Source organism: Synergistaceae bacterium (assembly GCA_017443945.1).
Lineage (GTDB): Bacteria > Synergistota > Synergistia > Synergistales > Aminobacteriaceae > JAFUXM01.
The window spans coordinates 1-12,336 of the sequence record JAFSXS010000085.1; the positions used below are offsets into that span (position 1 = coordinate 1).

Sequence of the window (12,336 nt, forward strand, 5' to 3'; positions counted from 1 at the left end):
CACCCGTTAATAGTCTGGAGTAGCGTTCAGAGAAAAGTTTTTTACAGATATTCAAGTGTATTTGCTACAACCGTAATATAATTATTCATATAATATAAACGGGAGAAAATTTCATGATCGATAAAATTATAGACGAACTCAATGACATAAAACGAATCTTAAAGCACAGAAGCACAGAACTATATTTGATTGAACACTTGAAGGAATTAGACACACGCCGCAGCGACTGGGAAAGGCGGTCAGCTTTGTTTGTGCCGTCAAGACAGAGACTAGAACGGGGAGCAAAGACTCTCGAACTCGGCGAATCATACGAAGCAATAAAAGATTTACGCGCAGAACGTGAAAAAAATAGAATCAAGCAGGACTCATTGCGAAATGATTTATTAACCGCACGCACGGAACTGCAAAACGCTGAAGAGGCCTTAACCCTAATCGAGACAGAATACAGAGACAAATTAGCGGAACAGACAAAATTAAATAATTTAGCGCAAAGAGTCAGAGCTCTTGACGGACAAATAATCGAACGCAGCGAGGCAGTAATAAATACACGTCAGGAATTTGACGAGTCAGAAAAAAAATTACGCGAATGTTCAGCAAAGGTCGAACAAGCTAGATTATCACTCGAACGACTCGAAATTGAATTACGCGAGGCACGAAAATTTTTGCAGGTTCGAACAACTGACGAGAAATTAATAGCAGGCCTCCCCGGCATTCAAAAATGTTTCAGCATGTACGAGAAATCAGAAGAAAAACGACTCGCGCTAAAATCTTTATGGGAGGGAGCAATACAAAAACGTCAGCAGGCTCAAAGCTCACTCAATGACAGAAGCGCATTATTTTCCGACGTTATGCACAGATTCGAGGTCATCGAGAAAAAATACACACGCGCAAGAGCATACTATGAAAGCACGCTCAAGGGTAAAAGTATTCCGGAATGGCGCGAAATCTGCGAAAAAAGTATCAAGAAACTTGCAGAACTCGACGAACTTTACAGAAAATTTCAGGAGGCAAAATCACTCGAAGATAAACTAAAAATTTTGCAGGAAAATAAATTACGGGTTCAGCAGGAAACAAGAAATCTAAATTTGCGTGATGTCGAACAGTCAGCACGCTTAAACGAACTTGAAGCAGAAGCAGCAAAACTCGAAAGACGCGTGGCACTATTGCGGAGGATTCAAGATTTAGACGCGGTCAGAGAACTTTTGCAGGACGGACTCCCTTGCCCCTTGTGCGGTTCGTTGACTCATCCATACACGTCCGGAGCTGTTGTCCCAAATCCTGAAGAAGTTCATAATCAGTTACTCGAAGCACAAAGCAATTTAGACAAATTACGCGATGAATTAACTTCAAGGCAGACCAAAACCGGCAAATTAAATGAGGAAATAGAGTCAATTACCCGCGATGAAAGTGATTTACGCAAGCAGCTCAACGCCTTAAACGCTGAAATTTCCGCAAAAGTTTCTATAATGGGTCTGAAATTAAGCACGGGCATATCTCCATTTGAGGAAATTGACAGAGAACGCCAGAAAACGCGCGACTCACTTCAATTAGCACGCAGCACAGCAGATACAGCCGAAGCAGCCGAACATGACATGAAAACCGCCGCAGATGAACTCGACAAAATTACACGCACACGCGAAGAAATAACAAAATTTCATCAGGACGCTTTATTTTCACTTCACAATGAGAAGTCAGACGAGTCAAGATTTGAGAACGAAGTAAAGACTCAGGAAGAAATTGTCAACAGCTTAAAACGTGAGTTAATCTCGCAAATAATGCCCTACGGTTATAAGACTCTGCCCGACAAGAATCCCGGCGAAGTTATTTCAGCACTCGAAAAACGCCTAAACGATTGGCAGGAAGGCTCAAGAAAACGGGATCTGCTCGAACGCGAAGTATCAGTATCGCAGACAAAATTTGCGGCACTCAAGAAAGAAAAAGAGTCACTAAGATTAAAACGTGAAGAACTAGCAAGCCGCGTCAAAGGAGTCGAGTCAGAACGGGACAGCTTACAGCAGCAGAGAATAATTTTATTTGCCTCACGCAAGCCCGATGATGAACAGGAACGAATGAATAAAGACGTTGAGACACTCCGCACACGCCTTAACGAATGCCGCGAGACAAAAAACGATAAGAGCGCAAAACTTGATAAATTATTGACAGAGATTCATACTTTAGAGACTCAAATGGCACGTGCTAGAGACGACATACAGAAACATGAAGTAAATTTCGGGAAAAAATTATTGGCTCTGGGCTTCAAGAACGAAGACGATTACGCAGCATCATGCTTGACCAGCGACGAACGAAGAGACCTACAGAATAAATTACGCGATTTAACCCGTGAAGATTTAGACATCAAGTCAGAACACGAGAACACGCGCGCAAAATTAATCGAACTTCAAAGCGAGGGAGTAAAATTCGACCCGGAATCAATGCAATCTCGTCTATCTGTTGTGAAAGACTTAATCAGGCAGAATCAAAGCGAAAATATTTCAAGTGAGACTCTTAACGAAATAAGGGAACTTGCGAAAAAATGCGGTCTATCGGAGGTGCTGTAACGTGCAAAATATGATATGGGATGAATTAAAATTTTTTCTCACGCGTTTAAAGTCTTTACATGTCAGCGAGTCAATTAATTTAGCTGATAAGGGCTTCTGCTTCTCTGTGGGCTGCGAGCTTGAAAACTGGGTTTACTGGCCTGATAAATTAGCTGGCAAAATAGCTGATGAAGTCATGAAATTTTTTAGCACTAGAGAGTCTTTCATGTGGCCGATATATGATGATGTTGACACGAAAATTTTAGATTCTGCCGGACTCTTTTATGCAGGTGATTTAATTGCAATGAGCCTTAATCCCGATAAAGCAATCACAAATAAAGTGAATCCCGATATTAAAATCGAACGCGTAATAAATAATTCTCGTGAATGGGCAGTAACGGCGGGAATATCTTTCGGCAGTCAAGAAAACGAGATAACGCAAAAATATTTTGACTTTGTAGACGCATTGAATCAAGACCGTGAAAATATCGCGCTTTATCTTGCAAAACTTGATGATAAACCTGCAGGAAATTTTTTATTTACGCGCAAAAACGGAGTATATTATTTCGGGACTCGTCCGGAATTTCGGCGCAAAGGTGTAGCAGCGTCAATGATGGCGGAAATTTGCAAATTATCTCATGGAAATATAATCACTCTTCAAGCTACTCCGATGGGATATAAATTTTATAAGTCGTTCGGATTTGATGAATTATTCGCGATAAAAACGTATTCGACCGAGAAAGAAATTTTTTGATGTTGCCGCCTCGCTCCCACCCGCCCACCCCGCTCGGCGGCAAAAAACAAGCGCAAACAAAATCCCCCGCCATTATTGACAGGGGACAAATTTTTTTGTTATTCAGCAATTGCACCTTCAGGGATAATAACGTTCTCAAGCTCTGACTCGTCGTCATCCTTCCAGATAATTGCGAGTCCTAATGAAGTCATTATTAACGCTACAATCGGATTAAGCCAGTTCATAAAACAATAAGGCAGATAATCAAGAGTCGCTACTCCTAATACTGAGCTGACATATACTCCGCAAGTGTTCCAAGGAACTAATACAGATGTCATTGTGCCGCTGTCCTCAAGTGAACGCGATAACATAACAGGTGCTAATTTTTTCCCGTTCTGCCATTTACGTTCATCAAATGCGCGTTTGAACATTCTTCCAGGAACTATAATCGATAAATATTGCTCGCTCAAAAATACATTTGCCATGAATGCCGACGCAAGCACAGAAGCTATCATTCCCGTTACTGTCTTTACGTGGCGCATAAGAGCATCAAGAATTACATCAAGAAATCCGCAGACTTCCATAATTCCGCCCAGAGACAAAGCTACAACTATTAAGCACACTGTTTCAAGCATTGAAGTCATGCCGCCTCGTGTAAATAATTGTGTGAGCAGTCCGCCGACTTTCGCGAAAATTTCAGGCGTTACCGTCAAAGCTGATGATGTGAAAGCGTTAAATTGTCCCGTTATAGCTGTCATTGCTTCGGGTGTAGCAGCTTCTGCAAATTTTGCTAAGTGTTCAGGCACATAACCGGAAAATAATACGTTCATTGTTTCAAATGGGGTCGAGCCTCTCACAAGCGATAATATAAGACTTCCAGTAATGCCCGCAACTATTCCGGGAATCGCAGGAATCTTCAACGCTGCCATCACAAGAATTATCATAGGCGGTATAAATGCCCAGAGAGAAATATTAAATTCTGCTTTCATCATGCTTTGAATTAATGCTATTCTCCCGCCGTCTGAACCCTGCGCTGAATCTCCCATCATAAAAGCTATTACAGCCGTTATTAATAGAGTCGGAACAGTTGTCCAAATCATCGCGCGGACATGATCAAATAATTCACTGCCTGCTACAGCCGGTGCAAGATTAGTCGTATCTGAAAGCGGAGAAATCTTATCGCCAAAATACGCGCCCGAAATTACAAATCCCGCAGTTATCGGCAAAGGAAGTCCAAGACCTGCGCTGATACCTATTAAAGCGACTCCGACCGTTGAACTTGTTGTCCAGCAGCAGCCCGTCGCAAGTGCAACAACAACACTGATTATTAACGTAGCTAAATAAAAATATCGCGGGGACATAACTTCGAGGCCGTAATAAATCATCGTGGCAACTACACCGCTTTGAATCCATGAACCGACAAGACAGCCTACAAGAATTAATATTACGATTGCTTGAATAGAAACTTGAATTGCTCCGGCCATACCCTTTTCGAGATCCTGCCACGAACGTTTTAAATATAATGCGCCAACTAAAGCAGCAAATATCGTAGCAAATAATAACGGAACTTGAGCAGGAAGACCGAGTCCGAAATGTGAACCTGATTCGAGTTCGATATCAACTACACCGAACGTAACTATAAGCGCGCTAATGCAAAGAACAATAATCGAAAGTAAAAGATTTGGACGACGACACAATACAACATTCCTCCTTAGGAAATATCAAAACGCGCAAATTTTATAGCATTCACGTAAAATTGCAAGAAGAAATTTTTAAAATTTTATAGATTTCAAGTATTCGGCCTGCTCCCTGATTGTCTGCGCAAAATCTGCCGTGCATTCAAAGCCTGTATCACGATAAAGCGCGTCTAAATCCGTGTATGAATAATCCATGTTTAAGCTGTCTTCATACTCGCCGAATCTTAATTCAGCGTCCTTATTGATGACATCTCTAATGTTGCAGACTATTTCGCGGAAAGTTCTTAAATTTCTGTGGCCGATATAATAATTTGACATGTTATGACCCTTTTCGCCGATTAAATATAACGCCCTCGCAATGTCGCTTATGTGAACTATGTCATATTTGTTATTGCCCTCGATTAACTTTGACGGCCTGCCCTCGTAGCAATTTTTTATCACGGTATTAATTAATTGCGGGGAATTGTTGCCAACTCCATAGGGCAAAGGAATTAACGCACTGCAATAATTTAATTTGTTCTGCCACGCAAGAGTCTTTGAAATCATATCTGCAGCGACTTTTACAGAGGCATAAATACAAGTTCCGCGCGGGATAAATCTTTCATTGTTCATGAATTGATTAATTTCTATCTCGTTGACGGTACCGGCGAAGACAAATTTTTTGCAGGCAATTTTTACAGCTGAACACAAAGCATCGCAGGCCGCCTTCGCATTAGTGAATTGCAGGGAATAATCTTTTAGCGCACTCGTAAAACCTCCCATCCAAGCCATATGATAAAAAACGTCAATGTCAGAGTCTTTTATCTGTCTGTCAAGTGAGTCATAAACTCTGAAATCTGCTGTAACGGGAATAAAATTTTTCCCGAAGTTCATTGACTCGAGTTTGGCTATGTCCGTGCCGATTCCGTAAACTATTATGTCATGATTGATTAATTCTCTGACTAAGTAAGAGCCGATAAAGCCCGTTGCACCGCTGACTATAACTTTTTTCATGATATAAACCTCGCTTTTAAGAAATTAGGATCCAGTCATCCGGCCAAAAATCTTTTCTGTTGGGGAACCATTCCGGACGAAGGACTATTTTATTTGGATTCTGATTCAGCCACGCACCCCAGAGACAAAATGTGCTGTTAGCTAGAATATTATATTTGCACTCGCTTATGACCTGCATATCAAAATATTGATTCTCACCGAGCGACCAGTCAATAAATTCAATATCAAGCCCCTTTTTGCTGTAATTATCTTTGCACCAGTCAATATCGTCGGAAGTGCAGAAAAATTTTGCGTTGGGGACTCTTTCCTGAATATAGCTGATTGCTTTAGAGTAATATTCTTCAGGAAGTACAGAGAGTGCACCGCCTATTTTCAAGTAATCGCCGCGCCTAAATGAAATGCTCACAGAATTAGTATTACGAATCTTGTCAATTATTTCTGCTGATTTGCCGGTTAGAGATTTCTTGAACGTAAATTCTTTGCGTAAAATATTTTCTATTTCTGCGGAGTATTTGAAGCTCTGCCAGTAACCTTGTAAAATGCCGTTATGAAGTTCTAAGATTTCCGGCTGAAAATGGCTTTGTTTGTCTCTATATATTTTCACGAGATTACTAATTTTGAGTCTGTTTGCTGCACTGATAAATAATTTTCTTAGCCGCGATATTTTCATGGTGCGTTCAGTTATATTAAATACGTCTGCAATCTCATATTTTCTAGCAGTTACAACGGGGCTGTCTTGATTATCGTAGAATGACAAATCCATATAGACATCACGTCCGCGCGCTAAAAGTGTTCGATAAAGTGCATAACCGTACATTTGATTACCTAAACTGCCCGTGATTTGAACTATAAGCATAAAAAATTTTTTCCTCCTGACCTACCAGTTTTTATAAATTCCTGCGTCCCTCTTTGCCTGCGCCTTTTTCGAAATATGAGTCCCAAGCACAATATTATTAAAGCCTTTTTTCTGTAATAACGCCTTCATGCGATTCAAAAACGGACAAGGCTGTCTATGTGCATTATCAGAACAAATACACGTCGCAAAATGTATAATTACGTCATTTTTCTCTATTCCTGCCTTCTTGAGTCTCATGCCAAAATTTTCGAGCTTAGGAGTTAATAAATTTCCGCAGCACCCTCCGCAAGTCATTGTCATATAACGCGTATCGGGCGAATAACCTTCAAATTTATTAATTCTCTCGTAAAAGTCGTTCATGCAGAGAAAGCCCGAACACCTTTTAACAACGTCTTCACATTGAATAATTACAAGCAGCATTCTTCACACCCTCCCGAATTTGCCCCATACATCATTGATAATTTCTGCGTTGATTCCGTTTTGTGAGATAATTTCTTGAGCGCGCGTTAAATCTTCTTCTCTCACGTCAATATAATAAACGTCTCTGTCAATTTTTCCGTTTGTGCCGAAATTTCGAGGATCTAATTTACTCCCGCACCCGCAGACACTTAGAGAATCAATCGCATAATGACCAGCCTTGACTCCTTTAATGCCGGAAGACTTGAGAACATCTTTAATTTTCTGCCATGTCGCTTTATCTTTCTTCTTGTAAATCGTAACTTTTTTTGCGAATAACAAAATTTTTGCGCCTCCTGACTCGTAATATTTAATGAGTATAGCAAATTATTCACGAAAAATAGGCTATAATTTATGAATCATAAAATTTGATTTAAACATTAGGGAGGTAAATTTTCTAAATGTGGCTATTTTTAGTATTCATCACTCTAGTATTTGGAGTCTTGGCCGGGCTTTATGCTTGGACAGTTTATCAGAAACTTTCAGAGAGTCCCGTTAATCATCCCAGAGTCGCTGAACTCTCAGAAATTATTCACAATGGCGCGATGGCATTTCTCAAGAAAGAATATACGTGGCTTGCTCCTTTTGTGGGAGTAGTTGCAATTTTGCTTGTCTCTGCACTTGGACTCGGCGCGGCGTTTGCGTTTGTTCTCGGAGCTTTGTGCAGTGCTACAGCAGGTTATATCGGGATGTATGTAGCGACTCAGGCGAACGGGAAAACTTCATACGCAGCATTAGAAGGAGTACAGGCAGCTAACCCCGTTGAACTCGGCAAAGACTCAGAGACTCCAGCAGCAGAAAATTCGAGTGCAGCAGGAAAAGCACTTGAAGTAGCATTCTCCGGCGGAAGTATTGTCGGAATGGTTGTAATTGGTCTTGGCCTTATTGGGTTATCAGTTGCTTATTTATTCCTGAATGATGTTACGGCGTTGACAGCTTTCGGAATGGGAGCAAGCTCAATCGCATTATTTGCGCGTGTAGGCGGAGGAATTTACACGAAGGCCGCTGATGTAGGAGCAGATCTCGTCGGAAAAGTTGAAGCAGGAATCCCGGAAGATGATCCGAGAAACCCGGCAGTCATAGCAGATAACGTCGGTGATAACGTTGGTGATATTGCAGGAATGGGCGCGGACTTGTTCGAGTCTTACGTAAATTCAATTCTTGCAGCAATGGCGATCGGTGCTGTTTACTCATTCACTCAGGGCGGAGAAGCTCTCGGACTCTGGGGAATCGGTTATCCATTATTCTTGGCTGCGTGGGGTGTGTTCTCGTCAATAATTGGCTGTATGATGATTTCTCGTAAAGCTCCATTTTCTGATGTTGTAGCAGCATTTGTCCGCAAACTTCCGGGAATGGATGGAGTCATGCAGAGAATCGACGACGGCGACGCAGCATTTGCACTCAGGACGGGTACATTTGTAGCAGGCGGCTTGATGATTGCGGGAGCGTTTGTATTGAGCATTCTATTTTTCTTCACAAATTCATTCAGCGTATTTCTTTCTGTTACATCGGGAGTGCTGGCAGGAATCTTAATCGGCATAGTAACGGAGATTTATACATCAGGTGATTACAAATTTGTCCGCAGCGTTGCAGAGTCTTCTAATACCGGCCCTGCTACTGTAATTTTATCGGGACTTTCACTCGGCATGATGTCTGTCGGGATTCCTGTATTATTAATCTGCCTTGCTACATTAATCAGCTATTATCTTGCGGGAATGTTCGGTGTAGCTGTTGCTGCTGTAGGAATGCTCTCAATCACGGGAATTTCTTTAAGTGTCGACGCATACGGGCCAATCGCAGACAATGCCGGAGGAATTGCAGAAATGAGCGAGCTTCCCGAAGGTGTACGCAAAATCACAGACCATCTTGACGCAATCGGAAACACAACAGCTGCAATGGGTAAGGGACTTGCTATCGGATCGGCGGCTTTAACGGCTCTTGCTTTGTTCGTGGCATATTCACAGGCGGCACACATTGACAAAATCGACATTATGAATCCTTATGTAATAGTCGGAATGTTAATCGGCGGAATGTTACCGTTTATATTCTGCTCGCTCTCAATTGATGCAGTAAGCAAAGCAGCAGGCTCAATGATTGAAGAAGTACGCAGACAGTTCCACGAGATAGCCGGCATCATGGAAGGAACCGCAAAACCTGAATACGAACGTTGTGTAGCGATTTCGACTCATGCTGCATTGACTCAAATGATAGTCCCCGGCGTAATGGCGATATTAGTTCCTGTGCTTGTAGGATTTATTCTCGGCAAAGAGGCTCTTGGCGGATTATTAGGCGGTTCAATAGTAACGGGCGTAATGATGGCTTTGTTTATGGCAAATTCCGGCGGAGCATGGGACAACGCGAAAAAGTATATTGAAGAGGGACATTTTAACGGCAAAGGTTCACCCAATCACGCGGCGGCAGTTGTTGGTGATACAGTAGGCGACCCCTTCAAGGATACAGCGGGCCCGGCACTGAATATTTTAATTAAGTTAATGACAGTTGTAGCACTTGTCTTAGCACCGTTATTCAAGATTTAATTTATTGGGAAAATTTGAAAGTTTTGCGGGAGGAATGGCGACTCCCGCTTTTATTTGCTTTATTTCGCGTTACGTACAGCCTCGTTGCGTTCTTTGAGGGATCTCTCAGCAAGTGTGCAGGCTCGTAAAATTGCGTCTAAGTCTTTACCCTCTGAAACTTTCACGAGATTATTAATTGCGTCGTCCAAATCGCGTTCTATTCTGCTCGTTGCTGGCGTAGGATCAGAGTATCTAATTAATTCCGAAAGATTCACGATTGCTGAGACACTTTCTGCTGGGATTCCTGTAGACTTCAAATCTTCGGCGATATAAGCGACTTTATTTGCCATTGATGTGAGATTCTGCCGGCCCTCGCGCTGTTCTGTGCGGTCTGCTCCCGTCATCCTAAGTGAAGCCATGTTAATTAATATCATCGGCACAAGAAATACTACAAGCCCCCCGATATGAATCAGCATATATTTTATAACCGTAAAATTCGCAAATGCATTCCACACAGATACAATTATTACGAACAAGAAATAAAGCCCGCATAATAATACTTGAGTAAACCCGACCGGAACTTTTCGCCCAGAGTCCTCACGCATCGCAATCCCCGAAAACATTAGAGTCTCTAGTACAAGCGCGAAAATTAAGAATCCTACTGAAATCCAAAATGTTACGCCCCTCTGTTCCGGAGTCGTCAGAAAATAAACAAATACAGCAGCAGCAAGCCCGATTAACAACATAATCAAGAAAATGTTAAACACTTGACGAATCTTGTTAAAAAATTTCCACATTATGAATCACTAACCTTTCATGAATAAATAAAAATTTTTATACTTGTTTACCGCATTGAGGGCAGAATTTCGCGCCGGGAATTAATGCAGCCCCGCATTCAGAACAAACCGGCTTTTTTCCGCAGAATGGACAAAACGCAGCACCGGGCACTAAAGGTTTTCCGCAATGAGGACAATTATTATTATTTGCTGAAGGTGTTGACGCTGGAGTCTGAATCTGATTTTGCGGTTGTGAAGGCTGCTGAGGGTTAATATATTGATTCATGTTAGCGGCCATTTGTCCAAAAGCTCCGCCCATTCCGAGTCCTGCTCCGAAACCTGCACCCGCGCCGATTAGTGAAGAACCTCCCTCATTTTTTGCGGCTGATTCTAATACATCAAACGAGCGTTTTTGCTGATAGTTATAGCCCATTACATTCATGCTTGCACGTTCACTCAGGGCAGATTTTAATTTTTTGATTCCCTCGTCATCGTCAAGAACGTTCACAGATCCGAAATAGAAATTTACAGGCTCTATTCCGAAATTCAAGAAAGCGGGCTTCAATTTCTCGACGGCCTCATTTGACATGTCCTCAAGATATGAATTAATCTCGAAAATTGTAACTTTTTTCTGCGCAATGTAAGTCGCTATCATATCACCCATGCGGCTTAAAATTAGTCCCCTGAAGTAATTTTCTATGTCAGCGCGGGTTATGCTCGTTTTATTGCCTGCAAGTTTAATCACAAATTGTCTGCTCTCCGTTATCTTGAGTCCAAACTGTCCGAATGCACGCACATAAATAGGGATTTGATATTCCGGATCCTTGAGTAATAAAGGATTTTGCGTACCCCACTTCATGTCGAGCAAATTAACTTTGTTGACAAACCATATACCCGCCTTGTATGGACTCTCGCCGCCGGTTGGTAGATTCATAATTGTGCGCAGGAACGGCAAATTATCAGTTGAAAGCGTATGACGGCCGGGCCCGTACAAATCTACTGCTTGACCATCACGGAATAAAATAGCCTCTTGAGCTTCACGCACTACTAATTGAGACCAGTTGCCGATTTCGTCGCTTCTTGACGCATTCTTCTTGTTGACATAACGCCACGCAAGAACGTCATTAGAATTTAGGCTGTCGTCCCATTGTATAACTTGAATGATTGCCATGACTCTTTTATCTCCTGTTAATAAAAATTTTGCTGTAATAATAGCATAAATACTTTAACGGATTCGCATATAAACGGTTGTATCACTTTCTTGAAAATCTCTTGCTGTAGATGATGCCGCTGATTTGAGTCCTGCCGAATGTGCCCGGCCTGCTAATTTGCTTCTTATCTGTTCGGTATTGCCGGTTGAAGAAAATTTATAAGCGACGAACCATATTTTTTTGTTAGTGCTGTCTGTCGTTATCGAGTAAAAATCTCCGCCGCTGTTCGAAAATTCCTGCATGTTGATTGCGTCTGCATTTTGCAAATATAATTTCGTGCAGGCTATCATTTTTCCTTCGTCGGGATTAGCCGTCGTATTGTAAACGTCAAAGCTGTCTATATAGTGAGCAAGTGCAGCAATTTTTATGTTGTTAAGGCTCGTTATAATGTCAGCGGCCTTTGCTGAACTCACTGACTCAGTGCTTGAAAGCATCATCATCGAACTTAATATGCCGATAACTACAATTACTATTAACATTTCTATGAGCGTGAAACCTTTTCGCATTCGTGAGACCTCCTTAAAAATTTTATGACAACTGCACAATCGCTGACGTTACCGG

11 protein-coding genes are annotated in these 12,336 nt (G+C 41.8%); 3 read left to right on the plus strand and 8 right to left on the minus strand.

Annotation, left to right across the window (positions count from 1 at the left end; all coding sequences use genetic code 11):
* The first annotated feature begins 113 nt into the window (after positions 1 to 113).
* The gene (locus tag IJT21_08640) at positions 114 to 2,558 is read left to right on the plus strand and encodes a hypothetical protein (GenBank protein MBQ7578317.1); all 2,445 of its coding nucleotides are present in this window, start codon (positions 114 to 116) and stop codon (positions 2,556 to 2,558) included.
* 1 nt (position 2,559) lies between these two features.
* The gene (locus tag IJT21_08645; GenBank protein MBQ7578318.1) at positions 2,560 to 3,291 is read left to right on the plus strand and encodes a GNAT family N-acetyltransferase; all 732 of its coding nucleotides are present in this window, start codon (positions 2,560 to 2,562) and stop codon (positions 3,289 to 3,291) included.
* 98 nt (positions 3,292 to 3,389) lie between these two features.
* On the opposite strand, the gene nhaC is transcribed toward IJT21_08645, so the two are convergent.
* From nhaC to IJT21_08670, 5 genes are all read right to left on the minus strand, one after another.
* A complete protein-coding gene (gene nhaC, locus IJT21_08650; protein ID MBQ7578319.1) occupies positions 3,390 to 4,967 on the minus strand; it encodes a Na+/H+ antiporter NhaC in 1,578 nt (525 codons plus the stop codon).
* 75 nt (positions 4,968 to 5,042) lie between these two features.
* Positions 5,043 to 5,960 (minus strand): NAD-dependent epimerase/dehydratase family protein, encoded by a 918-nt coding sequence (locus tag IJT21_08655; protein ID MBQ7578320.1) that lies wholly within the window; start codon positions 5,958 to 5,960, stop codon positions 5,043 to 5,045.
* Between the two features lie 16 nt (positions 5,961 to 5,976).
* A complete protein-coding gene (locus IJT21_08660) occupies positions 5,977 to 6,816 on the minus strand; it encodes an alpha-1,2-fucosyltransferase (GenBank protein MBQ7578321.1) in 840 nt (279 codons plus the stop codon).
* A 21-nt stretch (positions 6,817 to 6,837) separates the two neighbouring features.
* Entirely contained in the window at positions 6,838 to 7,236 is a 399-nt protein-coding gene (locus IJT21_08665; GenBank protein ID MBQ7578322.1) for a CGGC domain-containing protein, read from the minus strand.
* Positions 7,237 to 7,239: 3 nt separating this feature from the next.
* The gene (locus IJT21_08670; GenBank protein ID MBQ7578323.1) at positions 7,240 to 7,554 is read right to left on the minus strand and encodes a hypothetical protein; all 315 of its coding nucleotides are present in this window, start codon (positions 7,552 to 7,554) and stop codon (positions 7,240 to 7,242) included.
* A gap of 119 nt (positions 7,555 to 7,673) precedes the next feature.
* Here IJT21_08670 and IJT21_08675 point away from each other — a divergent pair, with 119 nt between their 5' ends.
* Positions 7,674 to 9,809, plus strand: a complete 2,136-nt coding sequence (locus tag IJT21_08675) for a sodium-translocating pyrophosphatase (protein ID MBQ7578324.1) — start codon at positions 7,674 to 7,676, stop codon at positions 9,807 to 9,809.
* Between the two features lie 59 nt (positions 9,810 to 9,868).
* On the opposite strand, the gene IJT21_08680 is transcribed toward IJT21_08675, so the two are convergent.
* From IJT21_08680 to IJT21_08690, 3 genes are read right to left on the minus strand one after another with little or no spacing between them, the layout of a single operon-like run.
* A complete protein-coding gene (locus IJT21_08680) occupies positions 9,869 to 10,585 on the minus strand; it encodes a hypothetical protein (protein MBQ7578325.1) in 717 nt (238 codons plus the stop codon).
* A 37-nt stretch (positions 10,586 to 10,622) separates the two neighbouring features.
* Positions 10,623 to 11,735 carry an SPFH domain-containing protein gene (locus IJT21_08685; protein MBQ7578326.1) on the minus strand — a complete coding sequence of 371 codons (1,113 nt, stop codon included), beginning with the start codon at positions 11,733 to 11,735 and terminating at the stop codon, positions 10,623 to 10,625.
* A gap of 54 nt (positions 11,736 to 11,789) precedes the next feature.
* Positions 11,790 to 12,281 carry a type II secretion system protein gene (locus IJT21_08690; protein ID MBQ7578327.1) on the minus strand — a complete coding sequence of 164 codons (492 nt, stop codon included), beginning with the start codon at positions 12,279 to 12,281 and terminating at the stop codon, positions 11,790 to 11,792.
* Positions 12,282 to 12,336 lie beyond the last annotated feature (55 nt).

Coding starts and splice junctions, on each gene's coding strand:
- IJT21_08640 (MBQ7578317.1), top strand. CDS start 114: ATGATCGATAAAATTATAGACGAACTCAATGACATAAAACGAATCTTA.
- IJT21_08655 (MBQ7578320.1), bottom strand. CDS start 5,960: ATGAAAAAAGTTATAGTCAGCGGTGCAACGGGCTTTATCGGCTCTTAC.
- IJT21_08660 (MBQ7578321.1), bottom strand. CDS start 6,816: ATGCTTATAGTTCAAATCACGGGCAGTTTAGGTAATCAAATGTACGGT.
- IJT21_08665 (MBQ7578322.1), bottom strand. CDS start 7,236: ATGCTGCTTGTAATTATTCAATGTGAAGACGTTGTTAAAAGGTGTTCG.
- IJT21_08675 (MBQ7578324.1), top strand. CDS start 7,674: ATGTGGCTATTTTTAGTATTCATCACTCTAGTATTTGGAGTCTTGGCC.
- IJT21_08680 (MBQ7578325.1), bottom strand. CDS start 10,585: ATGTGGAAATTTTTTAACAAGATTCGTCAAGTGTTTAACATTTTCTTG.
- IJT21_08685 (MBQ7578326.1), bottom strand. CDS start 11,735: ATGGCAATCATTCAAGTTATACAATGGGACGACAGCCTAAATTCTAAT.
- IJT21_08690 (MBQ7578327.1), bottom strand. CDS start 12,281: ATGCGAAAAGGTTTCACGCTCATAGAAATGTTAATAGTAATTGTAGTT.